Below are 25,654 nucleotides of genomic sequence, written 5' to 3'. Positions count from 1 at the left end.
AGCGCGGCTCAGCCCGCGGCCACCGAGCGCCCGCGCCAGGCGAGCAGGCGGGATTCGATGCGGCTGGCGATCCAGTTCAGCGTGAAGCCGACCAGGCCGACCACGATCACGCCGAAGATCACCAGGTCCATCCAGAAGTTTTCGCGGCCATCGGTCATGGTGTTGCCGATGCCCTTGCCGGATACCAGCAGGTACTCCGCGCCGAGCGTCGCCAGCCACGCATAGATCAGCGCCAGGTGGATGCCGGCGAAGATCGACGGGGCCGCCGACGGCAGCACCACGCGCCACAGCACCTGGGTGCGGTTGAATCGCAAGACGCGCGCAACCTCGAGCAGGTCGACCGGCACGGCGCGGATGCCTTCGAAGGTGTTCAGCACCACCGGGAAGAATGCGGCCAGCGACAGGAACACCACCTTGGCGGCATCGCCCAGCCCGAACCAGACCGAGATCAGCGGGATCCATGCAAACAGCGAGATCTGCTTGACCGTGTGAAAGCTCGGGCCGACCAGGCGCTCGAACAGGCGCGACAGGCCCAGCGCCGTGCCGAACACCAGTCCGGCGCTGGCGCCGATGGCGAATCCGGCCAGGTCGCGCCACAGGCTGGCGGCCAATGCCGTGGCCAGCGCGCCGCTTTGCACCTGGCGCACCGCGGTGTCCCAGACGCTGGATACCGGCACCAGCAGCGGCGAAGTGGTCCAGCCAAAGCGCACGGCGGCCCACCACAGCGCGAGCAGCGCGAGCGGCAGCACCCAGCCGCGCAAGGCGCGGGGCAGGCGAATACGGAGGCGGATAGCAGAAGTAGTCATCGCGGCCTCGCCTCAGAAGCCTGGCTTGCGCCAGCGCAGCACCGCGCCTTCGGCCAGCGCCAGGGTCTTGTCCAGCGCAAAGCCCACCACGCCCACCACCACCACGGCGGCCAGCACCATGTCGAGCTGGAACAGCTGGCGCCCGTAGACGATCATGTAGCCCAGCCCCTCGGACGAGGCCAGCAGCTCCACCACCACCAGTGCCAGCCACGCGTGCGTCAGGCCGTAGCGCACGCCGTTCCACACCGGCGCGGCCGCGGCGGGCAGCACCACGCGCGACAGCGTCTGCCAGCGCGTGAGCCGCAGCACCCGCGCCACTTCCAGGTAGCGTGTCGGCACGCTGCCGATGCCCTTGTACGTGTTCAGCGCCACCGGCACGAAGGCGGCCTTGGCGATCAGGATCACCTTGAGCGCTTCGTCGATGCCGACCAGCAGCATCAGCAACGGCAGCCAGCCCAGCACCGGCACCTGGCTGAACGCCTTGAAAGTCGGGTAGACGTAGTCGCGCAACGTCGGCGACAGGCCCATGGCCGCGCCCAGCGCCAGGCCACCGGCCAGCCCCACGGCAAAGCCACCGGCCACGCGCAGTGCGCTGATGGCCAGGTTGGCCTGCAGTTCACCGCTTTGCCAGAGGTCGGCCAGCGTGCGTGCGACGTCCTCGGGTGCGGGCAGCACCTGCGGCGGAATCCAGGCATTGCGGGCAGCCACGTACCAGACCAGCAGCAGCGCCAGCGGCACCGGCCAGGCCAGCAGCCAGCGGGCGGCATCCTGCCAGCGCAGTGGCCTGCGCGGAGCCGCCACGCGCGGCGCCGCGGCGGCGGGCAGTGAAAGCGAATCGGCGACAGACATGATGTCAGGCTCCCATGATCTTGCCGTTGGGTTGGTAGACGGGCCAGTAGCTCTGCAGGCTCAGGTCGTTGAGCGCAGCCTTCAGGAAGCGCTGGTCGATCCACTGGTCCACGTCAAAGCGCGCACGGCTCAGCTTGAAGCGATAGGCCTGCTCGACCGCGTCCTTGTAGCGGCTGACCAGGAAGGGATCGAAATTCGGGTTCAGCCGCACCCGCAGCGGCTCGCCGTCGAAGTCCTCCTTCCAGTGGTCATAAGGCGTGCCCGCACGCGCCCAGGTGCGCAGCACTTCTTCACGATGGCTCTCGTCCGAGGCCCACCGCGCCGCCTCGACCGCGGCCTTCACCAGGTGCTGCGTGGCCTCCGGATAGCGCCCGGCGAATTCGTCGCTCACCAGTACGTGGCTTTGCCGTGTGTAGATCGGCGACTGGTTCTTGCTTGAGTACAGGATGCGCACCGCGCCCTTGTCGCGCAGGCGCAGGATGTCCATGGCACCGATGGCGGCGTCGATGTCGCGCGTGGACAGCGCCGCCAGGTAGCCGGCCGTGTCCAGGTTCAGCAGGCGCAGGTCCTTGTCCGACAGCCCGTTCGCTTCCAGCAGGCGCAGCGCGGGCAGATGCATGTTGGTGCCCTTGAACAGCGACACGCGCTTGCCGCGCAGGTCGCTGACCGTCTTCAGCGGCGAATCGGGCGGCACTCCCACGTAGATGTTGGCGCGCACGCCGGTGGCCAGCACCAGCCGCGTCTTCAGGCCAGCGGAGCGTGCCACGATGGACGGCAGGTCTCCTTGCAGCGCAAAGTCGAGCTGGCGGTTGGCCAGCGCCTCGTTGACGGCGGGGCCGGCGCCCTTGAAGAAGAACCACTCCACGCGCGTGCCGGTCGGCTTGAACGACTCCTCCAGCCAGCCGCGCGCATGGGCAATCGCCAGCGAGCTGCCGGCAAAGCTGGGCGGGGTGCCGGTGGCGGGCTGGGCCACGCCGACGCGGATCACGTCAGGCCGCGCGGCCGGGCTGGCGCTGAACGCGGACAGCGGCGACAGCGAAGCCGCCATGCCCAGTCCGGACCAGGCCGCGCAGCGCAGCAGCTCGCGGCGGGTCAGGGTGTGCGGGGCGTTGGCATGGGGGCGCGGGGACGTCATCGTGCAGGCCTTCTTGAAGTTGAGGACGGCTCCACGATAAGCGGCGCTGCGCGCGGACCAGAACGAATGATTCCGGCTTTGGTTATCGGCCCCGCGCATATGGCGCGCAGCGCGGCGTCGGCATATCGGCATGCATTCTTCTTCGTTGGCCAAGTGCCGGTGCTGTCCTACAGTCTGCGCATTTTGATCGCTACCAGACTGACCACGCCCTCACGATGAGCAATGACCTGAGTTCCGGCCGCCGGCGCTTCCTGCAGCGCGGGGCGGTGCTGGGCGCCGCCGCGGCCGGCGCCGCCACTGCGGCGCGCGCTGAACCCCTGACGGTTGCGCCGTGGACGCGCACGCCGGGCGAGCCCGTGCTGTGGCATGCCTACGGCCAGCCATCCCCGTTCGAGAAAGACGTGGTGCGGCGCAGCCGCAGCGCGGCGCCGGTGCCCGGCGCCAACTCGTCGATGACGCCGCTGCAGGACCTGCGCGGCATCATCACGCCGACCGGGCTGGTGTTCGAGCGCCATCACGCCGGCATCCCGCTGATCGACCCGGCGCAGCACCGGCTGGCGGTGCACGGGCTGGTGGCGCGCCCGCGTATCTTCACCATGGACGACCTGGTGCGCCTGCCGTCGGTGTCCCGCATCCATTTTCTGGAGTGCTCGGGCAACACCGGGCGCGAGTGGAAAGCGCCCGGTGCGAAGTCGGTGCAGATCAGCCATGGCTTGCTGTCTTGCTGTGAGTGGACCGGCGTGCCGTTGTCCGTGGTGCTGGACGAAGCCGGCGTGGCGCCCGATGCGGCCTGGGTGCTGGCCGAGGGCGCCGATGGCGCGGCCATGACGCGCAGCGTGCCGCTGGCCAAGGCGCTGGAAGACGCGCTGCTGGTCTATGCGCAGAACGGCGAGATGCTGCGGCCCGAGCACGGCTATCCGCTGCGGCTGTTCCTGCCGGGCTATGAGGGCAACATGTCCATCAAGTGGCTGCGGCGCCTGAAGCTGGGGCGCGCGCCGTTCATGTCGCGCGAAGAGACTTCGAAATACACGGATTCCCTGCCCGACGGCAGCGCGCGGCAGTTCACCTTCCTGATGGATGTGAAGTCCGTGATCACCTTCCCCGCGCCGGATCACAAGCTGCGTGAGCGCGGGTTCTATGAGATCTCGGGCCTGGCGTGGTCGGGCCACGGGCGCATCCGCCGCGTCGAGGTCTCGGTCGATGGCGGCCGCAGCTGGCGCGAGGCGCAGCTGCAGGAGCCGGTGCTGGACCGCGCGCTGGTGCGCTTCCGCCTGCCGTGGCGCTGGGATGGCGGGCCAGCTTCGCTGGAGAGCCGCGCCATCGACGAAGCCGGCAACGTCCAGCCCACGCCGGACCAGCTCGTGGCCGCGCGCGGCGTGGCTTCCACCTATCACTACAACGCGATCCAGCGCTGGCGCGTGGCCGCGGACGGGAGCATTGCCAATGCGCGCGCTTGAACGAATCAGTGGTGCCGCCGCCGTGCTGGCGCTGGCTTGCGCTGCCCAAACGGTCCTTGCGCAGACCTACGGCATAGGCCGCCCCGCCAGCGAGCGCGACCTTGCCGCGTGGAATATCGACGTGACCCCGGACGGCACGGGCCTGCCGCCGGGCAGCGGCACGGTCGCGCGGGGCCAGCAGGTCTATGCGCAGCACTGTGCCGCGTGTCACGGCGTCAATGGCGAAGGCAAGCCGGCCGATGCGCTGGTGGGCGGGCAGGGCACGCTGAAGGACGCCGCCAGGGGCAAGGACCCGGTCAAGACCATCGGCAGCTTCTGGCCCTACGCGACCACGGTATTCGACTTCATCAACCGTGCCATGCCCTACAACGCGCCGCAGAGCCTGGCGCCGGACGAGGTCTATGCCGTCACCGCGTGGCTGCTGCACAAGAACGGCATCCTGCCCGCAGATGCCGTGCTGGACGCGCGCACGCTGCCGCAGGTGAAGATGCCGAACCGTGATGGCTTTGTCGCCGACGCGCGCCCGGATACGGCCAACGTGCCGTGCCGCAGCGCTTGCCCCGGCAAGCCCTGATGGCTGGCAAATGTCGAGACATGGATATGCGATAAGCGGATAAGGGCCAGCAATATGATTCGTTGACCGTGCAATGGCCGGCTCTCTACAGTGCAAGCTTGTACGCGGCATCCCGGATGTCGCATCGGCTTCCCCCGTATGCCAGAGCTTGCCATGACGACCGCAACCGCCCACGCCAGTGTTTCGCGCCAGCAGAGCGCGCCGCTTTCCACCGCATTTTCCGCAGACTCGGGCAACTTCGAGATCCGTCCGCTGGACGCGCCGCTGGGCGCGGAAGTGATCGGGCTCGACTTGTCGCAGCCGCTGTCCGACGCGGATTTTGCCCGCATCCATCGCGCCCACCTCGACTACCACGTGGTGGTGTTCCGCGACCAGCAGATCACGCCGGCACAGCAGATCGGCTTCAGCCGCCGCTTCGGCCCGCTGCAGATCCACGTGCTGCACCAGTTCCAGCTGCCGGGGCATCCAGAGGTGCTGGTGGTGTCCAACGTGGTCGAGAACGGCAAGCCGATCGGGCTCGGCGATGCCGGCCACTTCTGGCATTCGGACCTGTCGTACAAGGAAAAGCCCAGCCTCGGCTCGCTGCTGCATGCACGCGAACTGCCGGCCGAGGGCGGCGATACGTTGTTCGCCAACATGCACCTGGCGTGGGACACGTTGCCGGCCGCGCTGCAACGTGCCGTCGACGGCCTGCAGGCCGAGCACACCTACCTGGCGCGCTACGCCGAGTTGCAGCAACGCAGCCCCTGGCGGCCCAACCTGACGCCGGAGCAGGTCGCGCAGGTCAGGCCGGTGCTGCAGCCGGTGGTGCGCACCCATCCGGAAACGGGACGCAAGGCCTTGTTTGTCAGCGAACATTTCACCACTCGCATCGTCGGCCTGCCCGAAGATGAAAGCCGCGATCTGCTGGACCAGTTGTTCGCGCACAGCGTCAAGCCCGCTCACATCTACCGCCACCAGTGGCAGCCGCACGACCTGGTGTTCTGGGACAACCGCTCGCTGCTGCATCTTGCCGCGGGCTGTCCGCCGGAGCTGCGGCGCGTGATGTACCGCACCACCATCGAAGGCGACGTGCCGCGCTGAAGGCGGCAGCGGTTTCGCAAGTCATCCCAGGGCGCTCGCAGTGGCGAGCGCCAATCCACCGTATCCTCCGGAGTCCTGATCATGTTTTCTCGTTTTTCCCGCAAGCTCGGCCTGCTGGCGCTGAGCGCCGGCCTGGCCATCACCGGCAGCGCGCACGCCGAAGGCAAGCTGCGCATCGCCGAACAGTTCGGCGTGGTCTACCTGCTGCTCAACGTGGCGCGCGACCAGCAGCTGATCGAGAAGCACGGCAAGCAGCAGGGTGTCGACATCAAGGTCGAATGGACCCAGCTGTCGGGCGGCGCCGCGGTCAATGACGCGCTGCTGTCCGGTGCCATCGATATCGCCGGCGCCGGCGTGGGCCCGCTGCTGACGCTGTGGGACCGCACCCACGGCAAGCAGAACGTGCGCGGCGTAGCGTCGCTGGGCAACTTCCCGTACTACCTGGTGAGCAACAACCCCAAGGTGAAGTCGATCGCCGATTTCACCGAGAAGGACCGCATCGCGCTGCCGGCGGTGGGCGTATCGGTGCAGTCGCGCGTGCTGCAACTGGCTGCGGCAAAGCAGTGGGGCGACAAGGAATACAACCGGCTCGACAAATGGACCGTGGCGGTGCCGCATCCGGATGCCGCCGCAGCCATCATCTCCGGCGGCACCGAGATCACCGGCCACTTCGGCAACCCGCCGTTCCAGGAGCAGGAGCTGGCCGGCAACCCGAATGCGCGCATCGTGCTGAACTCGTATGACGTGCTGGGCGGGCCGAGTTCGTCCACGGTGCTGTACGCCACCGAGAAGTTCCGCAACGACAACCCGAAAACATATCGCGCCTTTGTCGATGCGCTGGCCGAAGCCGCAGCCTTTGCCACCGCCAATCCCGAGGCCGCCGCGGACATCTACCTGCGCCAGAGCAAGGCCCGCACCGACCGCGCGCTGCTGCTGCGCGTGCTGAAGAACCCGCAGGTGCAGTTTCGCGTGGCACCGCAGAACACCTTTGTGCTGGCCTCATTCATGCATCGCGTCGGCGCGATCCGCAACCAGCCGAAGTCGTGGCAGGACTACTTCTTCGCGGACCCCGTGACCGCGCAAGGGAGCTGAGCATGGCCACCCACAGCCTGCGCGTGGTGTCGGACCGGCCCGCGCCCCTGCTGCAGGTGGACGGCGTGTCGCTGGAATACCGCACGCCCGAGCGCATCGTGCGTGCCACCCATCGCGTCAGCTTCGACGTGCATGCCGGCGACCGCTTCGTGCTGCTGGGCCCGTCCGGCTGTGGCAAGTCCACGCTGCTGAAGGCGGTTGCCGGATTCGTTCCGCCCAGCGAGGGCGAGATCCGGCTCGAAGGCCGGCGGGTGCTGCAGCCCGGCCCGGACCGCATCGTGGTGTTCCAGGAGTTCGACCAGCTGCCGCCGTGGAAAACGGTGGTGCAGAACGTGATGTTCCCGCTGCGGCAGGCGCGCAGGCTGTCGCGGCCGGAGGCGCGCGAGCTGGCGCTGGACAGCCTGCACAAGGTCGGGCTGGCCGATTTTGCCGATGCCTACCCGCATACGCTGTCGGGCGGCATGAAGCAGCGCGTGGCGATCGCGCGCGCGCTGGCCATGCGCCCCAAGGTGCTGCTGATGGACGAGCCCTTTGCCGCGCTGGACGCGCTCACGCGCCGGCGCATGCAGGAAGAGCTGCTGGCGCTGTGGGACGACGCGGCCTTCACCTTGATGTTCGTCACGCATTCGATCGAAGAGGCGCTGGTGGTGGGCAGCCGCATCCTGTTGCTGTCGCCGCATCCCGGCCGCGTGCGTGCGGAGCTCAACAGCCACCAGTTCACCCTGGCGAGCCAGGGCAGCGCCGAATTCCAGGCCGCGGCGCAGCGCATCCACGGCCTGCTGTTCGACGCGCCGGCCACCATTGACCCGCCACCAGCGCGCAGCGCTGCGGCACGCTGAAACCGACATCGCATCATGACGCAACCTGGTTTGACCCTGGCCGATCCGCTGCGGCCCGAATACGAGCGCGAGCCCGAGCCGTTCACCGAAGCCCCGCTGGCGCGCGCGTTGCCGTGGCACCAGCGTGCGTGGCAGCAGGACTGGCTGCGCAAGGCGCTGATCCTGCTGGCGCTGGGACTGATCTGGGAAGCGGTGGCGCGCGTCCAGGACAACGACCTGCTGCTGCCCTCGTGCCTGGCCACGCTGCGCGCCTTTGGCGCCGCGGTGACTAGCGGCGAGCTGCCGGGCAAGGCGGCGATCTCCCTTTCCGTGCTGCTGCGCGGCTATGCCGCCGGCATCGTACTGGCGTTCGTGCTGACCTCGCTGGCGGTATCGACGCGGATCGGGCGCGACCTGCTGGACACGCTGACCGCCATGTTCAATCCGCTGCCGGCGATTGCGCTGTTGCCGCTGGCGCTGCTGTGGTTCGGGCTCGGGACCGGCAGCCTCGTGTTCGTGCTGATCCATTCGGTGCTGTGGCCGCTGGCGCTGAATATGTACGCGGGCTTTCGCGCGGTGCCGCCGACGCTGCGCATGGCCGGACGCAACTACGGCCTGCGCGGGCTGCGCTACGTCGCGCTGGTGCTGGTGCCGGCGGCGCTGCCCGCGATCCTGTCCGGGCTGAAGATCGGCTGGGCCTTTGCCTGGCGCACGCTGATCGCCGCCGAACTGGTGTTCGGCGCGTCGTCGGGGCAGGGCGGGTTGGGCTGGTTTATCTTCCAGAACCGCAACGAGCTCTATACCGACCGCGTGTTCGCGGGACTGGCCGCGGTGATCCTGATCGGCCTGCTGGTCGAGGGGCTGGTGTTCACCACGCTGGAGCGGCTGACCGTGCGCCGCTGGGGCATGCAGCACTAGCCTTGTCCGATGCCGCGCAAGCGCGTAGGCTACGGCACCGGCAACTAACCGGAGCCCGCCCATGACCGCCATCCATCAAGCCGCCGCGCGGGGTTTCGCCAGCCAGGCCGATACCTACGCGCGCGGACGCCCCGAATACCCAGCCGAAATCGACGCGTGGCTGCGCGGCACGCTCGACCTGCATGCCGGCCGTGCCGTGCTCGACCTCGGGGCCGGCACCGGCAAGTTCACGCGCTGGCTGGTGCAGACCGGCGCCGAGGTGATCGCCGTGGAGCCGGTGGCGCAGATGCGCGCGCAACTGGCGGCCGCGGTGGCACCGGTGCAAGTCCTGGAAGGCAGCGCCGAGGCGATCCCGCTGGCGGATGCCAGTGTCGACGTGGTGGTCTGCGCGCAGGCGTTCCACTGGTTTGCCAACGCACGGGCGCTGGCCGAGATCCGCCGCGTGCTGCGGCCCGGCGGCCGGCTCGGACTGGTATGGAACGTCCGGGATGAAAGCGTGGACTGGGTGGCGCGGCTGACTGCCATCATGGCGCCGCATGAAGGCGACGCCCCGCGCTTCTACAAGGGCGACTGGAAACGGGTTTTTCCCGCCGAGGGCTTCGGGCCGCTGTCGCGGCAGAGCCTGCCCTACGCGCATGTGGGGCCGCCACAGCAGGTGATCGTGGACCGCGTCATGTCGGTCAGCTTTATTGCATCGCTGCCAGAGCCGGAGCAGGCCCGCGTGCGGGCGCGCCTGCACGACCTCATCGACCAGCATGCGGCGCTGTCGGGCCGCGCCGAGGTCGCCTTTCCATACCGTACCGAGGCCTATCACTGCGAACGGCTCGCCTGAGCCTACATCGTGGCCTGCCGCACCCAGAAGGCCGCACCGACGCGCACCGCGCAGCGCTCGCGCGGCAGGTCGGCCTGCGCGCAGCGCCGCGCGCGGGTGCTGGCCTGGACCTGCTCCCAGATGTCGAGCATGCCGCGCACTTTGGGCAAGGCATTGAGCCCGGCCGCCGTCGGCAGCCAGGCCGCGCCGCACGGCTGGAACAGCGGCATGCCGAGCGCGGCCTCGAGCTGGCGCAGCTGGTAATAGAGCCGTTGCGGCTGGATGCCGAGCGCCTCGGCGGCGCGGCTGGCGTCGCGATGCTGCATCATCGCGACAAAGACACGCAAGGAGAGAAAAGAGACGCGCCGGTTGATTCGGTTAGCCATGCCCATGTCATGGCCGGGGGGCGGTTTCGCGCTCGCGCGCTGTTCGGGTCCCCGGCGGATCGAAGTGGGCTCGATCGTATCGGGGCCGCGCGGGGGTGGTGGGCCCCCGGATTCAGAAATGCAGTGCGGAATCTTCTGGCGATTCCCGCAGCTGCGGCCGACTCAGTGCATCGGCAACTGGCCGATCGCGGTCAGTGCCAGCACAACTTCTGGCGACAGGCGGCGTTCGCTGCACGGCACCCCCGCGGTTTCCAGCGTGGTCCACAGGTCTGCGTCGCCGGTGACGATGCGTTGCCGCAGCTGGGCCAGGTATGCATATTCCGCCGACGTCAGCGGCCGCGGCGCGCTGCGCAGGTCGTCCAGGATGGCACCGAGCGAGAGTGCGGAAATGGTCATACCAGGGTCGGGGATAGCACGGCGATGAGACATTGCGGCGGGAACAGCAGGATGGTGCGAAGTTGAGCGACGCATGATTCTATCCATCCGGTGCAGCGCCCGCTTAAGCAAAAAGCCGCGTGGAATTCCCCGCTGATTCCGCTTGCAAAGCCAGGAGTGGCGAATAGGCTAAGCGCGGGCCACGCGATGTGGCGCATGCGGTGGTTCAGAGGGCGCAGGAGGCGCTTGCGCGACGGGAGTCCCGGTCGGGCTGCACCGACAGGTGTTGCAGAAAAACGCCACCATGCCGCGTGGTTCTCGCTCGCGGCGGTGACGCTGCAGCCCTGCGCGAACCGTTGACAGCGACGGGGCAGCGCGGCCTGGCATGCCGAGGAGGGCAGGCGCCGACGCCTGTCTGCGCTCAGGTGCCATGCCATCCGGCGCCGCCCAGAATGCACCCGCCAGGTGAAGCCCAGCCGACCCGGCTTGCAGGGGGTGCCAAGCAAGCGCCCGCGCGGGCTATCATGCGGCTGGCATGAAAAACAGCGCACGTCACATCTTGTGAAATCAGCGCCCGCATGCCTCGCGTCGCGCCCCCGTGGCCCGATACCCGCCGATCGGTATTGACGGCAGGCGGACGGCATCCTTGAGGAAATCCCTTGCATCTGGACCAGCAGACCATTGCGGTGGTGATGATGGTGTTTTTCTGCGGCACGCTGATCATCGCGGCGGGGCTGGTGTTCGCGCTGCGCGCGAGCACCGCGGGGCGGCTATGGGCCTTCGGCCATGTGCTGGTGTCGGCCGCGGGCCTGGCGCTGGCGGTCAGCGCTGCCAGCGGTACGGGCCAGCTCGGCACGCTGGGCGCATTCGTCTTCGTCGCCGGCTGGCTGCTGATCTACCGCGGCGTGCGGGTCTACTACGGCGTGCCCGCGCATCCGGGCGCGCTCGCCGGCGCGGGCGCGATCGTGCTGGGCCTGATGGCGGTCTCCAGCGGGCTGCCCGAAGGCCCGCAGCTGGTGCTGCGCATCGTCTATGGCGTGCTGGCCCTGCTGTCCCTGGCCACCTTCGCCACGCTGGCGCGCGCCGGGCGCGGGCGCCGCAGCATCGGCGCGCCGCTGGTGCTGGTGGCCAGCCTGGTGCAACTGGCCACGCAGCTGGCCGGCTTCAGCCACGCCATGAGCCTGCCCGCGGGCGGCACCGCCGCGGCGCCGCTGACCTTGTACTTCGCCGGCCCGGCCGATTCCGCCTGGGTGCTGGCGCCGCTGATCGCCACGCTGCTGGGGCTGTTCGGCTTCACCGTGATGGCGATGGAGCAGATCGTCGCCCATAACGAGAGCGGCGCGCGCATCGACGCCCTGACCGGGCTGCTCAACCGCGGCGCGCTGGAGATGTCGGCGCTGTCGCTGGTGGCGCGCTGGCAGCGCGACGGCCAGCCGCTGTCGTGCCTGGTGATCGATATCGACTACTTCAAGCAGGTCAACGATACCTGCGGCCACCACGCCGGCGATGCGGTGCTGCGCGAAGTGGCGCAGGCGCTGGACAATTCCCGCCGCGCTTCTGACGTAGCCGGCCGCTATGGCGGGGAAGAGTTCTGCGTGCTGTGCCCGGCGACCGACGAGCAGCAGGCTTCGGCGCTGGCCAACCGGGTGCTGCGCAAGGTGCACGCGATCGACTTGCCCGGCGGGCGCGGCCATGCCAGCGTCAGCATCGGCGTGGCGCAGCTGCGCGGCGGCCCGGGCAGCCGGGAGGCGCTGTGGCGAACCCTGTTTGCCGATGCCGACCGCGCGCTCTACCACGCCAAGGCGCACGGGCGCGACCGCTACGTGCTGGCATCGTCGATGGCGGCTCCGGCGGCCAGCGCGCCGGCCGCGCCGCTGCTGGGGCCGGAACCCGACCTGGCTGGCTGAGCGCGCGATCCGGCCCTGCCCTACAATAGCGCCCCCGCCCGCGACCGGCTTGCGCCCCGCGGGCCACTTTGCTGGCAGGAAAATGGAATCGATGATGTCAAACGCATGCGGCCTGGACTTCGGCACGTCCAATTCGACGGTGGGCTGGAGCCGCCCGGGGCGCGCGGCCGCGCTGCTGCCGCTGGAGGATGGCAAGGCGACGCTGCCGTCGGTGATCTTTTTCCATGCCGAGGATCCGCTGGTCAGCTACGGGCGCGCCGCGCTGGGCGATTACCTGGCAGGCTACGAGGGCCGGCTGATGCGCTCGCTCAAGAGCCTGCTGGGCACCTCGATGATGGACGACAGCACCGAGGTGATGGGCCAGGCCATGCCGTTCCGCAAGCTGCTGGCGCATTTCATCGGCGAACTGAAGTCGCGCGCCGAGCAGGCCGCCGGCACCGGCTTCTCGCGCGCGGTGCTGGGCCGCCCGGTGTTCTTTATCGACGAGGACCCGGTGGCTGACCAGCTGGCCGAAGACACGCTGGCCGGCATCGCGCGCGACGCGGGGTTCAGCGAGATTGCGTTCCAGTACGAACCGATCGCGGCGGCCTTTGACTACGAGGCCGGCATCGCGCGCGAGGAACTGGTGCTGGTCGCCGACATCGGCGGCGGCACCTCGGATTTCTCGCTGGTGCGGCTGTCGCCCGAGCGCGCCGCGCGCAGCGACCGGCGCGACGACATCCTGGCCAACGGCGGCGTCCATATCGGCGGCACCGACTTCGATCGCGCGCTCAGCCTGGCGCGGGCGATGCCGCTGCTGGGCCTGGGCAGCGCGCTGCGCAACGGCAAGGCCATGCCCTCGAGCCAGTATTTCGACCTGGCCAGCTGGCACACCATCAACCTGCTCTATACGCGCAAGGCGTGGTCGCTGGTGATGGACAACTATCGCGACGCCGCCGACACGGTGAAGCTCGACCGCCTGGTGCGCCTGATCCGCGAGCGCGCCGGCCACTGGCTGGCGATCCAGGTTGAAGCCGCGAAGATTGCGCTGTCGGATGCGGGCAGCACCGACGTGGACCTGCACCGGCTGGAAGCGGGCCTCTGCCTCACCATCACCCGCGACGAGTTCGATGCCTCGATCGACAAGCTCGTGACGAGAACCGAGCAGACCGTGCACAAACTGCTCGCCGACGCCGGCGTGCGCGGCGCCGCGGTCGACACCATCTTCTTTACCGGCGGCTCCAGCAGCGTGCCGCTGCTGCGCCAGCGGCTGGCAGCGCTGCTGCCCGAGGCGCGCTGCGTCGAAGGGGACCGCTTCGGCAGCATCGGCAGCGGACTGGCGCTGGATGCGGTGAGGAAGTTCGGGTGAGGGAACTGGTTTAGCTTTGCTTCCCTCTCCCGGTTGCGGGACAAGGGGCGCCCCGTCAGCCGGTTCAGAAGTCAGCTTGCTGCGAGCGCATGTCGCGCAGGCCAAAGGAATTTCCCAGCGCCAGCCTCGCCGCCCGCAGCGCGCCGCGCGCGGCCGCGGCATCGCCAGCCAGGCGCAACAGCGCTGGCAGTTCCCGCGGCGCGCGCAGCAACGCGCCCAGCACCGCGGCCACATCGGTCTTGCCGTCATCGCCCATCCCCGCGGCAGCGGCGGCCGGTACGGCGCGAGCCGCCGGATCGATGACCACGCGGCAAGCCGCGAACGGCAGCCGGCACGCCGCCGCCATGCGCGCGGCCAGGTGCGATTCCATGTCGACGCACAGCGCGCCCGTGGCCCGCTGCAGCGATGCCTTGGCGGCCACCGTCAGGACCGGCTGGTCGGCCCCGGCCGCGGTGCCGATGCGCGCGTGCGGCAGCGCTGCGTGCATGGCGCGTGTCCAGGTGGTATCGGTGTCGTAGCGCTCGCCGGGCGCGCATACCGCATCGGCCAGCACCACATCGCCCGGCGCCAGTGTGGGCTCCAGCCCGCCCGCCACGCCAAAGCTGAGGATGCCCATGCAGTGCCGGCTGGCCATTGCCGACACCTCCTGCTTCAGCGCCAGGCCGCGCAGGCCGTGCACTACGCGGCAATGCGGCCCGGCCGCGATGCGCGCCTCGAACGCCATGCCGGTGACGACCAGCACGAACGGCGCCGTCACAGGCCCCACGCCACCTGGCCGCTGTTGCCGCCGTGGTCGCCAAGGCCGCGCTGCAGGTTGCGGTAGCGCGCCAGCGCCCACAACGGAAAGTAGCGCGCATAGCCGTGATAGCGCAGGTAGAACACGCGCGGAAAGCCCACCGCGGTAAAGCGGGGCTCATGCCACAGTCCGCCAGGCTGCTGCGTGCGCAGCAGGTAGTCGATACCGCGCGCCACTGCCGGATGCTGCGCGGCGCCCGCCGCCATCAGCGCCAGCAGCGCCCACGCGGTCTGCGAGGCCACGCTGGGGGCCGGCTCGTAGCCGCTGTAGTCCAGCCGGTAGCTGCTGCCGTCCTCGCCCCAGCCGCCGTCGGCGTTCTGGATCCGCGCCAGCCACGCCACGGCGCGGCACAGCTCGGGCGCTTCGGGCGGCAGGCCGGCGGCGTTCAGCGCGCACAGCGCGCTCCAGGTGCCGTAGATGTAGTTGGTGCCCCAGCGTCCGAACCAGCTGCCGTCGGGCATTTGCTCGGCCAGCAGGTAACGCAGCGCGCGCGCGGCGGGTTCGCTGTTGGCGGGGGTGGCGCCGGTCTGGCACAGCATCGACAGGCAGCGCGCCGACACGTCGGCGGTGGGCGGGTCCAGCAGCGCGCCGTGGTCGGCAAAGGGGATGTTGTTCAGGTACAGGTGCGTGTTCTCGGGCTCGAACGCGCCCCAGCCGCCGTTGCCGCTCTGCATGCCGACGATCCACTCGGTGGCGCGCGCCACCGCTTCGCCGTAGCGCCCCGGCGCATGGTGCGCGCGCATGAAGCGGTCCATGGCGGCGGCCACCACCGCGGTGTCGTCGACATCGGGGTAGTAGGCGTTGGCGTACTGGAAGGCCCAGCCGCCGGGGCGCACCAGCGGGCGGCGCACCGCCCAGTCGCCGCGCAGGTCCAGCACCTGCAGCGGCCTGAGCCAGTCCAGCGCGCGCCCGGCCGCCTGCGCCGCGCGGGCTTCGCCGGTTTCCAGCAGCGCGTGCGTGGCCAATGCGGTGTCCCACACCGGCGACAGGCACGGCTGGCAGTAGGCTTCGTCGCCATGCTCGACCAGCAGGCGCTCGATCGAGCGCCGCGCCACCGCGCGTGCCGGATCCTCGGGCGGCACGCCCAGCACGTCGAACATCATCACGCTGTTGGCCATGGCGGGAAAGATCGCGCCCAGGCCGTCCTCGCCGTTGAGCCGCTCGCGCACGAAGCGCTGGGCCGCGGCAATGGCGCGCCGGCGCAGCGTGCGCGGGAACAGCGGCTCGGCCAAGCGCAGCAGCGCGTCCAGCCCGCGGAACACCGTGTACCAGCCGGCATGCTGGTGTGCCGCGCGCGGCGGCAGCCCGACCGTGTGGCAGTTGCCGACGAACAGTTCATTGATGCCGACGCCGCGCGGGTTGCGCGCCTGCGGCCGCAGGCTGTTGAGCACCAGCAGCGGCACGATCACCGTGCGGGCCCAGTACGAGACCTTGGACAGGTGGAACGGAAACCAGCGCGGCAGCAGCATGATCTCGACCGGCATCATCGGCACCGCCTTCCATGGCAGCACGCCGTACAGCGCCAGCAGCGTGCGCGTGAACACATTGGTGGCCTCGGCGCCGCCCATGGCATGGATGGCCTGGCGCGCGCGCTGCATCGGCGCGGACTGCGGATCGTCGCCGGCCATCTTCAGCGCGAAATACGCCTTGACGCTGGCGCTGATGTCGGAGCGGCCCTGATGGAACAGCGGCCAGCCGCCGTCCGGGTTCTGGATGCGGCGCAGGTAGCGGGCGATGCGCGCTTCCAGGTCGCGGTCAGGGTCTTCGCCCAGGTAGTGCACCATCAGCACGTATTCGGCGGGGATGGTGGCGTCGGCTTCGAGCTCGTAGACCCAGTGGCCGTCGGGGCGCTGCTGGTGCAGCAGCGCATCGAGCGCGCGGTCGATGCCGCGGTCGAGCGCTGGCGCGGGCAGGCGCGCCGCCGGCGCTTCCTGCGGGGCAGCCGGCTGGCGCTGCGCCGGGCCGACCTGCGGCGCGGGGTTGGCAAAGGCGGTCTCGTTCATCGACATGCAGCCTCCTTGTGCCGGCGCACGGCATGGCCGGGCCCCGGCGTGCATGCCGCGCTCAGCCAATGGCGTGGCGCAGCACGATCCAGAGCAGTTGCGCGCGCGGCAGGCGCACGCGCCGGCGCGGCGCCCGCCAGCCTTGCGCGCACAGCCGCGCCAGGATGCGGTGGTAGACCTCGGCCATGATGCGCGGCGAACGCACCTGGCGTGCCGGGCAGCGCGCCATGATGGCCCAGGCCTGGTCGTAGTGGGCCCGGGCCTCGCGCGCCACTGCCGCGCACGCCTGTCCCAGCGCCGGGTGCGCGGCCACGGCCGCCGGCGTGGCCGGTGCGATGCCGGCCGCCGCGAGCGCCTCGGCCGGCAGGTAGAGCCGGCCGATGGCGGCATCCTCGTCGATATCGCGCAGGATATTGGTCAGTTGCAGCGCGCGGCCCAGATGGTGCGCCAGTGCGATCCCGCAATCCTCTTCCAGCCCGAACACGCGCACCGCCAGCCGGCCCACCGCGCTGGCAACGCGGTCGCAGTACAGGTCCAGCGTGGCGGCGTCGGGCGCGCGGATATCCTGCACCACGTCCATGGTCATGCCGTCGATCACGGCAAGGAAGTCGGCCTGGCGCAGGTCGAAGGCCCGGATCTGGGCGCACAGCGGCTGCAGCGGGGCGGGCGGGTTGCCGGCGTAGCAGGCGTCGATGTCGCGGCGCCAGGCATCGAGCGCGGCCAGGCGGTCGGCATGCGGCGCGTCGCCGTCGGCGATATCGTCGACGGCGCGGCAGAACGCGTAGATCTCGAACATGGCCTGGCGCTGGGCCGCCGGCAGGATGCGCAACGCGGCATGGAAGGAGCTGCCCGACGAAGCGGCGGGGGCAGCCTGGCCGCCGGTGGCGGCACGGCTGTCTGAAGCTGCGATCTGAGTACCGGCCACGTAACTCCTCGACACGCTGCTTACCATCCCGCGCCGGCCGCGCGGCGTTGGCGCGCGTCCCGCCCGGGAGGTGGTTGTGGGTCGGGCGATTATAGCAATTTCCCCTGCAACGGCGCCGCCGCAACCGTGCTCCAGCACGGCGCGCGCCAAAACAAAAAGCCCCGCAACGACGCTGCGGGGCTTTCGTGCCGGCCGGTCCGTCGGACCGGCCCTGGCCTCACCGGTATCAGAGGGCCTGGATCTTGGTGGCTTGCTCGCCCTTCTGGCCCATGGCCTTGACGTAGCGCACCTTCTGGCCTTCCTTCAGCGACTTGAAGCCCGAGCCTTCGATGGCGGAGAAGTGCGCGAACAGGTCATTGCCGCCTTCGTCCGGCGTGATGAAGCCGAAGCCCTTGGCGTCGTTGAACCACTTAACGGTACCGGTTTCCATATCTATCTCAACCTTGAATTTCAAAATGAGCGTAAACGCTCGTTATACACCGTGCGCAACGCACCCTGGGAGTTGTTTATGTTCCCCGCCAGTGCATTCCATATGACTTCGATATGTCGCTGTCGTGACACCCGAAACCGTCACGGAACGACAACACCAAATGACACACCGAATGGGCGCTGCACAAGTGGGAATCATTCTGCCGAATTTTCCCGGTGTGTCAATCAGGCTAAGCGCCTAATCATGATGAGAGGTTCCGACACGAGATATTAGCGTTTTCTACTTCAGTACCGGTTCAGTGAATTCCCTGATTTTTTATTGTTGCGTTTAGCTGTGCGTGCACCGCCTGCGGGCCCCGTGCCATCCGCTCGTGCATAATGGCTGCCGGCCGCTCCATGGTGGTGCCATCTTTTTTACAAATTTTTACGGCACCCTTCGTACCGCGTTCGGGTGAGGTCGGCCGGGCGCCGATATAACATTATGCGAATAAAACGCAAATACCCGAGCCAGCAGGCAGGTTATGCGCGCCGATACATGCGTCAATGGTCTGCATGCGCGTCCATACATAAGAGAATGGACACAAAGGTTTTTTGATGTTCGGCAAACCGGACTGTCCGGAAATTGGTATCGGACAGAGCCGTCGTGCGTGCAGGCGGTATCCCGAAGCATCCGGGCAAGTGGAGCGCCAGGCCGGCCAACGGCCGGCCGCCAGCGTGGCAACTACAATGTCTCCTTTTCGGGACAATTGTTGACAATACGGCGCCCGCGGCTGCTTTAGGATGCCCGTTGCCGGATACCATCGGACATTTCCGAATTGACGGTCAGAGCCAGGCGCCAAGCGGTCGCGAACCGCACTAACATGTCTGGCACCGTGCACTTCGTGTGTATAAACATGGGAATCACGCTGTGAATCGACTGGGGGAAGCGCAAGGCAGCGGGGGCTGCCGAACGCCGTGTGGGCTGGGTTGGACAAGCTGGCTGGGGCATCTGGCGCAGCGCGTCGCGCTGGCGCTTGCCTTCGCTGCGGCCGGAACCGCCATGGCACAGCCTGCGCCGGGCGCCGGCGGCCCGGCCCCGGCGATGCCGTCGATTGCCTTGCACTATGGCGCCAAACCGCCGGTGGACGCGCTGCAGGCCTTCGATATCGCCGTGGTCGAACCTGACAGCGGCTTCGACCCGCGCCAGGTCGTCACCCCCGCGACCGCGTGGTTTGCCTATGTCAGCGTGGGTGAAGTGCTGGAAGGCCGCCCCTACTTCAATGACATTCCCAAAAGCTGGTTTGTCGGCCGCAACGACGCGTGGAACGCGCCGGTCATCGACCAGGCGGCCGACGGCTGGCCGGCGTTCTATGTCGACAAGGTGATTGCGCCGCTATGGGAGCGGGGCTTTCGCGGCTTCTTTCTCGATACCCTGGACTCGTACCAGCTTGCCGCCCGCACCGACGCCGAACGCGCGCGGCAGGAAGCCGGCCTGGTGCGCGTGGTGCGCGCAATCAAGGCGCGCTATCCCGATGCGAGGCTGATCTTCAACCGTGGCTTCGAGATCCTGCCGCAGGTCCATGGCCTGGCGTATGCCGTCGCCTTCGAGTCGCTGTTCCGCGGCTGGAACCAGGCCCAGGGCCGCTATGTCGAGGTGCCGCAGGCCGACCGCGACTGGCTGCTGGCGCAGGCCCGCACCATCCGCGAGCAATACCGGCTGCCGGTGGTGTCGATCGACTACTGCCCGCCGGCGGACCGCCGCTGCGCGCGCGAGACCGCGCGGCGCATCCGCGCGCTGGGGATCACCCCCTATGTGGCGGATCCCGGCCTGCAGACCATCGGCATCGGCCAGGTCGAAGTGCTGCCGCGGCGGGTGCTGGTGGTGCAGGAGCGCCGCCCGGGCGTGGCGATCGACCAGTCCGAGGGCGTGCGCTTCGTCTCGATGCCGCTCAATTACCTGGGCTACCGCGTCGAGTTTGCCGACACCAGCGAGGAACTGCCCGAGATCGGGCCGGACCGCTATGCCGGCGTGGTGATGTACCTGACAGGCAAGGTCACGGCGCAGCCGGGCCGCTTCCACGCCTGGGTGCAGGCGCGCATGGCGCAAGGCATGCCGGTGGTGTTCCTGAACGACTTCGGCGCCAGCGTCAGTGGCGCGGTGGCGCGCGGCTTCGGCCTGAAGGCGGTCAGGGGGCGCGTGTCGGGCCCGGTCGAGGTTCTGACGAAAGACCCGATGATGGGCTTCGAGATGCCGGTGGCGCCCGACCGCAACCAGGCCGAGGCGATCCAGGTGCCCGACGGCGACGGCTTCCGCACGCTGCTGCGCCTGCGCTCCGGCACGCTGACCTATGACGCCGCGGCCATCACGCCGTGGGGCGGCTATGTGCTGGGACCGTATGCGGTGCACGAGAGCGGCATCGGCACCGCCGACAGCCGCTGGGTGGTGCAGCCGCTGGACTTCCTGCGCGAGGCGTTGCGCCTGCCCGCGATGCCGGTGCCCGACGTCACCACCGAGAACGGCCGGCGCCTGCTGACCATCCATATCGATGGCGACGGCTTTGCGTCTCGCGCCGAGATTCCCGGTGGCGGCTACTCCGGCGAGGTGCTGTTGCGCGAGATCTTCGACCGCTACCGGCTGCCGATGACCATGTCGGTGATCCAGGGCGAGGTCAGCCGCGACGGCATGTACCCGAAGCTGAGCGCCGAACTCGAGCCGATCGCGCGCAAGATCTTTGCCCAGCCCTATGTCGAAGTGGCCAGCCATACGTTCTCGCATCCGTTCGAGTGGGCGCGCACGGTGCCGGCCCCGCCGGCGCAGGGCCGCAACGCCACGGAAGGCGCGGGCGACAAGGCCTTTCACCTGAACATCCCCGGCTACACCATGGACCTGAACCGCGAGATCGGCGGTTCCATCGACTACATCAACCGCACCCTGGCGCCCGCCGGCAAGCCGGTCAGCCTGCTGCTGTGGTCGGGCGACTGCCAGCCGCCGGCCGAGGCGCTGCGCCTCACCGGCCAGGCGCGCGTGCTCAACATGAACGGCGGCGACACGCTGATCACGCGCAGCAATCCCAGCTGGACCGCGATCGCGCCACTGGGCATCAACAAGCCGGGCGGCACCTTCCAGGTGTTTGCGCCCAACCAGAACGAGAACGTCTACACCAACCTGTGGCATGGCCCTTACTACGGCTTCGAGCGCGTGATCGAGACCTTCGAGCTGACCGACCGGCCGTATCGCTTCAAGCCCGTGAACATCTACTACCACAGCTACTCCGGCACCAAGGCGGCGTCGCTGAAGGCGCTGCGCAAGGTCTATGACTACGTGCTGGCGCAGCCGCTGCTGCCGCTGCATTCGACCGATTACGTGCGCAAGGTGCTCGACTGGCAGGACATGGCGGTGGCGCGCGAAGTGGGCGACAGCGGTGCCGGCAGCGTCGCCACGCAATGGATCGTGCGCGGCGACGGCAACCTGCGCAACCTGCGCTGGAGCGGCGCCGGCCTGCCCGACGTTGCCGCGGCGAAGGGCGTGACGGGGACCTCGCCGGCGCCTGGCGGCGGCGTCTACCTGCACCTGGACGGCGGCGACGCGCGCTTCGCCATGCGCGACGCCGCGGCGCCGGCGGCGGCCACACCGCAACTGGCGGAAGCCAGCGGCATCGTGCGCGACTGGTCGCAACGCGACGGCGTCACGCGCTTCGCCTTCAGTGGCTACTTCAAGCCGTTCTTCCGCCTGGCCAACGCCGGCCACTGCCGCGTCAGCGTCGATGGCAAGCCCGTGGCGGCCGTGCGCGAGCGCAATACGCTGCGCGTCGATACCGCACCCGTGACCAACCCCAATCATGTCAGGCAACAAGTCGAAGTCCGCTGCGCCGGCTGAGCGCGAGCGGCTGCTGCCGCCGACGCTGGTGCTGACCTTTACCGCCATCGTGGGCATCGGCCTGGCGCTGATGTTCCCGCGCGAAACCCTGCGCGAACGCCTGCTGGGCCAGGGCCGCACCATCGACGGACTGACCATGGCCTACCTGGAAGCCTGGTGGAAGGTCACGCCCGACGACCCCGCCTTCATGGGCGTGCTGGCCGAGCAGTACGCGCGCACCGGTCGCCTGGAAGAAGCGCAGGCGATGCTGGAGCGGATGCAGGCGGTGCAGGGCATCGACCTGTCGGGCCAGGTACTGCGCACGCGCATCGAGATCGCGCAGCAGCGCGCCTGGGCCGCGCAGCCCGGCACGGCCGAACGCGAACAGAACCTGGTGGCATTGCGCAGCCTGCTGGACCAGGCGGCGGGCCGCCGCTGGACCCTGTCGGACCTGCAGGCACTGGCCACGCAGGCGCGCCAGGCCGGCGCGGATGCGGCGATGCGCCGGTTCTATACGGCGCTGGCGAGCCAGGACCGCCAGAACGCCGCGTTCTGGAACCGCCAGCTGGCGGACATGGCGATTGCGGGCGGCGACTACCGCGATGCCGCCAACGCGCTGTTCGCGCAGCAGGCCGCCGCGACCACGCTGGCGGAACGGCGCGCGCTGTTCCTGAAGGCGGTGCAGACCCTGCAGTCCGGCAACCTGCTGGACGAGGCGCTGGCGCAGGCCGAGCGCCACGGCGGCACGCTGCTCGACGATCCCGAGGTGCTGCGCTACCTGACCCGGCTGGCGCTGGCGGCCAACAAGCCGGAGCAGGCCAGCCGCTATGTCGAGCGGCTGCTCAAGGTGTCGGCGCGGCTGCGCGATGCCGGCCATGCGGACCCGGCCGCGTTGGCGGCGCACGAGGCCGAGGTGCGGCGCATCGCCGCCAGCCAGCCGTGGCGCGAGCGCGGCCTGGTGTTTCTCGACGGACCGCGCGGCCTGGCGCTGCGCGAGGCGCTGGCTGCTTCCGGCCAGCTCGGCGTGCGCAGGATCGCGGCACAGGAAGCCGCGCCCGCGCAGCCGGATGATACGAAGTTCAATGCCGACGACTACGAGCTGGCCTATCGCGTGTTCCTCGCCGCGGGCAAGCTCGACCAGGCCCAGCGTGTCGCCGAGACCGCGGTGCGCCGGCTGCCGGCCGAGCCGGTCTGGCGCGAGCGGCTGGCGCAAGTGGCGGAATGGAACCGCCAGCCCGCCGTGGCGCTGAAGAGCTGGCTTGACTATGCCCGCGCCACCAACGATGAGCGCGCCTGGGACGCGGTGATGCGGCTGGCGCCGGGGCTGTCCGACGATCGCGCCTACTTGGCCGCGCTGCGCCACCGCGCGGGCGGCGCCGACCTGAAGACGGTGGACGAGGTGGTGGCCGCCTACGAACGCCTGGGCGAGCCGGAAGAGGCCATGCGTTTCCTCGAAGGCCTGAGCCGTGGCCCGAAGGCGCGCGACATCATGGAGCGCCACGCGGCGCTGGCCGAACGCGCCGGCAACGATGAGCGCGCATTCCAGCTCTATACGCAGCTGCAGCAGCGCTTTGGTCCGCGCCCGGCCTATGCGCTCAAGCTGGCCAACCTGCTCTATGTGCGAGGCAAGCTGGTCCAGGCGCTTGACGCGATGCTGCCCGCGCGTGCCGCCGCGGGCCCACGCGACCTGCTGTTCTGGCGCACCTTCTCCGAGCTGGCCCGCCTGAACCAGCGCGACGACCTGCTGCAGGACGGCTACCGGCATCTGATGATGGCGGCCGCGCAGACCCGCGACGCGCACTGCCAGCAGCTGCCGGAAGGCCCGGCGCGCAACGATTGCATGGACGAGGTCCGCGCCACGCAGGAAGCGGACTTCTCTAACCTGATCGCGTACTACGACAGGATCCCGATCGACGCCGGCCGCATCGCCGAGGCCGACTGGCGCCGCGGCGCCAGCCCGGCCTCGCTGGAGCTGGCGCTGTACTACTACACGCGCGCCCATGCCTACCGCCGCATCGAGCGGCTGCTGCAGGACATGAGCGCGGAGCAGCGCCGCGCCGCCTGGCAGTCGAGCCGCTTCCTGATGCGGCGCGCCGAGTACTACCGGGTCACGGGCCAGCGCGAGCAGGCCCTGGCCGACCTGCGCCATGCCGCCGGCCTGCCGGACGCCGACAGCGAAACGCTGGCGGCGCTGCTGTGGACGCTGGTCGACCAGGGCAGCGATATCGAGGTGCGCGCGGTGATGCGCCGCCTGCAGGACCAGGCCGAGGACAATCCCGACCTGTGGGGCGCCTTCGCCGCCGGCCATATGCGCTTCCACGACGGGCGCGCGGCGCTGCATTACCTGCGCAAGCTCAACGACGGCAAGAGCGCCGATCCGCTCTGGCTCGGCCTGCTGGCCGACGCCTATGACGCCGTGGGCCAGACCGACATGGCCTGGCGCGTGCGCCGGCAGGCGTGGGTCGACCTGCAGCGTGGCTGGGCCCGGCGCGGCACGGGCGCTGCGCGCATGCGCCCGGACCTGACCGATGGGGACGAAGAGCGCGAGAACGCCTCGGGCGCGCCATCGCGCGCGGACCTGCGCCGCCAGACCGTGGCGCTGGGGCAGATCTTTGCCTCGGGCGATGTGTCGCGCGCGCTGGTGATCCAGATGCTGCGCGCCGACCGCGCTTCCACCGCGGCGCGCGAACTGCAGCCGCAGGCCGCCGGGACCACCTCGCAGCTGGGCGAGATCGAAGGCCTGCCGCCGCTGCGCGACGCCGTCCCCGCCGAGGTCGTGCGCGACGCGGCGCGGCGCGAGGCCGCCTTGTCCGCCGCCGGCCGCGATGCCGCGCTGGCGTGGGCGATGTCGGCCGAATCGAACGAACTGGCGCGCGGCTGGCTGGCGCGCCAGTACGCCAACCGCTTGCAGCGCCCGGCGTATGCCGAGGTGGCGATCGCGCTGGACCGGCACGACCTGAACAGCCTGGACCGCATCCTGGAGCGCCAGGCCGGCCGTGTGCCGGTGGCCAGCCAGATCGAGGCCAACCAGCGGCTGGACCACGTAGGCGCGGCGCAGACGCTGGCCTTCGAGACCCAGGAGCGGGCCCGCTCCGATGACGCGCTGCAGGAGACCCTGCGCGATGCGCTGCTGTTCAACGCCCAGGCGATCGAGCCGCGCGTGCGCTTCATGCACCAGAAGCCGCTGGAATTCACCGAAGGCAGCCTGGCCGGCGGTGTGCGCCTGTGGGACGGCTATGACCTGAACCTGCGCGGCACCTGGCGCGACCAGCGCAGCACCGATCCGCAGCAGCTGGCCAACGTGCCGGCGTCGGACCGCAGCGCCGACCTGTCGCTGGGCTACCGCGACAGCAACCGGCGCTGGCGCGCCAGCGCCGGCTACCGCGAGGGCCTCGACACCATGGCCACGGCGCGCTTCTTCGGCGAATGGAACCAGCAGGGACGGTTGCAGTTCAGCACGCTGGCCGGGATCAACCAGCCCGCGGACGAATCCGCGCCGCTGCGCGTGGGCGGCGCCAAGGACGTGCTGGGGCTGGGGGCGACGTGGCGCTTCAGCCTGCGCGAGTTTATCGGCGCGCGCATCGAGTACAGCCGCTTCCGCGGCCAGGACCGCAGCACGCTCGGCCACGGTGTGGTGTACGACGTCGAGGCCGGCTACAAGATCCGCACCGCGTATCCGGACTACACCGTGCGCGTGGTCGCCACGCACGCCAGCTACAGCACGCAGGGCGGCAGCCTGACGCCGCGCCTGGCCACGCTGGTGCCGGCCGGCGATGCCGCGACGCCGGCGTTCTACATGCCGCAGGGCTTCACCCAGGCTGGCGTGCTGTTTGGCTTCGGCAGCGAGCTGCTTGACGAATACACGCGCAAGTGGCGGCCGTTCGGCGAAGTCGGCCTGCTGCACGACACCCGCGCGCGGCAGAACTTCCGCGTGCAGGGCGGCGTGGCGGGATCGGTGTTCGGCAACGACCACCTGGCGTTCTACGTCTCGCACGAGACCGCGGCGCGCAACGGCGGGCGGCCGATGACGGAACTGGGATTGCGCTACCGCTGGCTGTACTGAGCGCGGCAGGGCAGGCATCAACAGGACATGGCAATACGGAAAAA

At 69.6% G+C, this 25,654-nt stretch carries 20 protein-coding genes; 11 read left to right on the top strand and 9 right to left on the bottom strand.

Annotated elements, in window-relative coordinates:
* Positions 1-8: 8 nt before the first annotated feature.
* The 3 genes from RALTA_RS25185 to RALTA_RS25175 are packed head-to-tail and all read right to left on the bottom strand — an operon-like array spanning position 9 to position 2,790.
* Positions 9-806, bottom strand: a complete 798-nt coding sequence (locus RALTA_RS25185; RefSeq protein ID WP_012356790.1) for an ABC transporter permease — start codon at positions 804-806, stop codon at positions 9-11.
* Between the two features lie 12 nt (positions 807-818).
* Entirely contained in the window at positions 819-1,655 is an 837-nt protein-coding gene (locus RALTA_RS25180) for an ABC transporter permease (RefSeq protein WP_012356789.1), read from the bottom strand.
* Positions 1,656-1,659: 4 nt separating this feature from the next.
* Positions 1,660-2,790 carry an ABC transporter substrate-binding protein gene (locus RALTA_RS25175; protein WP_012356788.1) on the bottom strand — a complete coding sequence of 377 codons (1,131 nt, stop codon included), beginning with the start codon at positions 2,788-2,790 and terminating at the stop codon, positions 1,660-1,662.
* 215 nt (positions 2,791-3,005) lie between these two features.
* Between RALTA_RS25175 and soxC the strand changes: the two genes are divergently transcribed.
* From soxC to RALTA_RS25140, 7 genes are all read left to right on the top strand, one after another.
* The gene (soxC, locus tag RALTA_RS25170) at positions 3,006-4,247 is read left to right on the top strand and encodes a sulfite dehydrogenase (RefSeq protein WP_012356787.1); all 1,242 of its coding nucleotides are present in this window, start codon (positions 3,006-3,008) and stop codon (positions 4,245-4,247) included.
* The gene (locus RALTA_RS25165; RefSeq protein ID WP_041232634.1) at positions 4,234-4,821 is read left to right on the top strand and encodes a c-type cytochrome; all 588 of its coding nucleotides are present in this window, start codon (positions 4,234-4,236) and stop codon (positions 4,819-4,821) included. Before soxC ends, RALTA_RS25165 begins: the two co-directional genes overlap by 14 nt.
* A 153-nt stretch (positions 4,822-4,974) precedes the next feature.
* Entirely contained in the window at positions 4,975-5,904 is a 930-nt protein-coding gene (locus tag RALTA_RS25160) for a TauD/TfdA dioxygenase family protein (protein WP_012356785.1), read from the top strand.
* A gap of 81 nt (positions 5,905-5,985) precedes the next feature.
* Positions 5,986-6,996: an ABC transporter substrate-binding protein gene (locus RALTA_RS25155; RefSeq protein WP_012356784.1), complete on the top strand. Its 1,011-nt coding sequence runs from the start codon at positions 5,986-5,988 to the stop codon at positions 6,994-6,996.
* A gap of 2 nt (positions 6,997-6,998) precedes the next feature.
* Positions 6,999-7,835 (top strand): ABC transporter ATP-binding protein, encoded by an 837-nt coding sequence (locus RALTA_RS25150; protein WP_012356783.1) that lies wholly within the window; start codon positions 6,999-7,001, stop codon positions 7,833-7,835.
* Between the two features lie 15 nt (positions 7,836-7,850).
* Positions 7,851-8,732 (top strand): ABC transporter permease, encoded by an 882-nt coding sequence (locus RALTA_RS25145; RefSeq protein WP_012356782.1) that lies wholly within the window; start codon positions 7,851-7,853, stop codon positions 8,730-8,732.
* A gap of 61 nt (positions 8,733-8,793) precedes the next feature.
* The gene (locus RALTA_RS25140) at positions 8,794-9,564 is read left to right on the top strand and encodes a class I SAM-dependent methyltransferase (protein ID WP_012356781.1); all 771 of its coding nucleotides are present in this window, start codon (positions 8,794-8,796) and stop codon (positions 9,562-9,564) included.
* Between the two features lie 2 nt (positions 9,565-9,566).
* Here RALTA_RS25140 and RALTA_RS25135 read toward each other — a convergent pair whose 3' ends face one another.
* Positions 9,567-9,929: a helix-turn-helix domain-containing protein gene (locus RALTA_RS25135; protein WP_012356780.1), complete on the bottom strand. Its 363-nt coding sequence runs from the start codon at positions 9,927-9,929 to the stop codon at positions 9,567-9,569.
* A 162-nt stretch (positions 9,930-10,091) separates the two neighbouring features.
* Complete coding sequence (locus RALTA_RS25130) at positions 10,092-10,325, bottom strand: IclR family transcriptional regulator (protein ID WP_232347817.1); 234 nt, start codon at positions 10,323-10,325, stop codon at positions 10,092-10,094.
* A 638-nt stretch (positions 10,326-10,963) separates the two neighbouring features.
* On the opposite strand from RALTA_RS25130, the gene RALTA_RS25125 reads away from it, so the two are divergent.
* Together RALTA_RS25125 and RALTA_RS25120 are read left to right on the top strand one after the other, a co-directional pair.
* Complete coding sequence (locus RALTA_RS25125; RefSeq protein WP_012356778.1) at positions 10,964-12,211, top strand: GGDEF domain-containing protein; 1,248 nt, start codon at positions 10,964-10,966, stop codon at positions 12,209-12,211.
* Between the two features lie 91 nt (positions 12,212-12,302).
* A complete protein-coding gene (locus RALTA_RS25120) occupies positions 12,303-13,559 on the top strand; it encodes an Hsp70 family protein (protein WP_041232833.1) in 1,257 nt (418 codons plus the stop codon).
* Between the two features lie 64 nt (positions 13,560-13,623).
* On the opposite strand, the gene RALTA_RS25115 is transcribed toward RALTA_RS25120, so the two are convergent.
* The 4 genes from RALTA_RS25115 to RALTA_RS25100 all read right to left on the bottom strand — a co-directional run bounded on the left by RALTA_RS25115 (position 13,624) and on the right by RALTA_RS25100 (position 17,713).
* Positions 13,624-14,316 carry a phosphorylase gene (locus RALTA_RS25115; RefSeq protein ID WP_012356776.1) on the bottom strand — a complete coding sequence of 231 codons (693 nt, stop codon included), beginning with the start codon at positions 14,314-14,316 and terminating at the stop codon, positions 13,624-13,626.
* Positions 14,313-16,364, bottom strand: a complete 2,052-nt coding sequence (gene shc / locus RALTA_RS25110; RefSeq protein ID WP_041232633.1) for a squalene--hopene cyclase — start codon at positions 16,362-16,364, stop codon at positions 14,313-14,315. The genes RALTA_RS25115 and shc overlap by 4 nt, the downstream gene beginning before the upstream one ends.
* Before the next feature lie 55 nt (positions 16,365-16,419).
* A complete protein-coding gene (hpnD, locus tag RALTA_RS25105) occupies positions 16,420-17,283 on the bottom strand; it encodes a presqualene diphosphate synthase HpnD (RefSeq protein ID WP_041232632.1) in 864 nt (287 codons plus the stop codon).
* A 226-nt stretch (positions 17,284-17,509) separates the two neighbouring features.
* On the bottom strand, positions 17,510-17,713 hold the full coding sequence (locus RALTA_RS25100) for a cold-shock protein (protein WP_012356773.1): 204 nt from the start codon (positions 17,711-17,713) through the stop codon (positions 17,510-17,512).
* Positions 17,714-18,751: 1,038 nt separating this feature from the next.
* Here RALTA_RS25100 and RALTA_RS25095 point away from each other — a divergent pair.
* Entirely contained in the window at positions 18,752-21,568 is a 2,817-nt protein-coding gene (locus RALTA_RS25095) for a bifunctional glycoside hydrolase 114/ polysaccharide deacetylase family protein (RefSeq protein ID WP_050976528.1), read from the top strand.
* Positions 21,531-25,610 carry a tetratricopeptide repeat protein gene (locus tag RALTA_RS25090; protein WP_012356771.1) on the top strand — a complete coding sequence of 1,360 codons (4,080 nt, stop codon included), beginning with the start codon at positions 21,531-21,533 and terminating at the stop codon, positions 25,608-25,610. Before RALTA_RS25095 ends, RALTA_RS25090 begins: the two co-directional genes overlap by 38 nt.
* The last annotated feature ends 44 nt before the right edge of the window (positions 25,611-25,654 follow it).

The organism is Cupriavidus taiwanensis LMG 19424 (assembly GCF_000069785.1).
GTDB classification, from domain to species: domain Bacteria; phylum Pseudomonadota; class Gammaproteobacteria; order Burkholderiales; family Burkholderiaceae; genus Cupriavidus; species Cupriavidus taiwanensis.
Note: the sequence above shows the minus strand (reverse complement) of the source record. Positions and strands in the feature narration are given on the sequence as shown.

Coding starts and splice junctions, on each gene's coding strand:
- RALTA_RS25175 (WP_012356788.1), bottom strand. CDS start 2,790: ATGACGTCCCCGCGCCCCCATGCCAACGCCCCGCACACCCTGACCCGC.
- soxC (WP_012356787.1), top strand. CDS start 3,006: ATGAGCAATGACCTGAGTTCCGGCCGCCGGCGCTTCCTGCAGCGCGGG.
- RALTA_RS25150 (WP_012356783.1), top strand. CDS start 6,999: ATGGCCACCCACAGCCTGCGCGTGGTGTCGGACCGGCCCGCGCCCCTG.
- RALTA_RS25130 (WP_232347817.1), bottom strand. CDS start 10,325: ATGACCATTTCCGCACTCTCGCTCGGTGCCATCCTGGACGACCTGCGC.
- RALTA_RS25135 (WP_012356780.1), bottom strand. CDS start 9,929: ATGGCTAACCGAATCAACCGGCGCGTCTCTTTTCTCTCCTTGCGTGTC.
- RALTA_RS25120 (WP_041232833.1), top strand. CDS start 12,303: ATGATGTCAAACGCATGCGGCCTGGACTTCGGCACGTCCAATTCGACG.
- RALTA_RS25145 (WP_012356782.1), top strand. CDS start 7,851: ATGACGCAACCTGGTTTGACCCTGGCCGATCCGCTGCGGCCCGAATAC.
- RALTA_RS25090 (WP_012356771.1), top strand. CDS start 21,531: ATGTCAGGCAACAAGTCGAAGTCCGCTGCGCCGGCTGAGCGCGAGCGG.
- RALTA_RS25165 (WP_041232634.1), top strand. CDS start 4,234: ATGCGCGCGCTTGAACGAATCAGTGGTGCCGCCGCCGTGCTGGCGCTG.
- RALTA_RS25160 (WP_012356785.1), top strand. CDS start 4,975: ATGACGACCGCAACCGCCCACGCCAGTGTTTCGCGCCAGCAGAGCGCG.
- RALTA_RS25155 (WP_012356784.1), top strand. CDS start 5,986: ATGTTTTCTCGTTTTTCCCGCAAGCTCGGCCTGCTGGCGCTGAGCGCC.
- shc (WP_041232633.1), bottom strand. CDS start 16,364: ATGTCGATGAACGAGACCGCCTTTGCCAACCCCGCGCCGCAGGTCGGC.
- RALTA_RS25185 (WP_012356790.1), bottom strand. CDS start 806: ATGACTACTTCTGCTATCCGCCTCCGTATTCGCCTGCCCCGCGCCTTG.
- RALTA_RS25140 (WP_012356781.1), top strand. CDS start 8,794: ATGACCGCCATCCATCAAGCCGCCGCGCGGGGTTTCGCCAGCCAGGCC.
- RALTA_RS25180 (WP_012356789.1), bottom strand. CDS start 1,655: ATGTCTGTCGCCGATTCGCTTTCACTGCCCGCCGCCGCGGCGCCGCGC.
- RALTA_RS25095 (WP_050976528.1), top strand. CDS start 18,752: ATGGCACAGCCTGCGCCGGGCGCCGGCGGCCCGGCCCCGGCGATGCCG.
- RALTA_RS25100 (WP_012356773.1), bottom strand. CDS start 17,713: ATGGAAACCGGTACCGTTAAGTGGTTCAACGACGCCAAGGGCTTCGGC.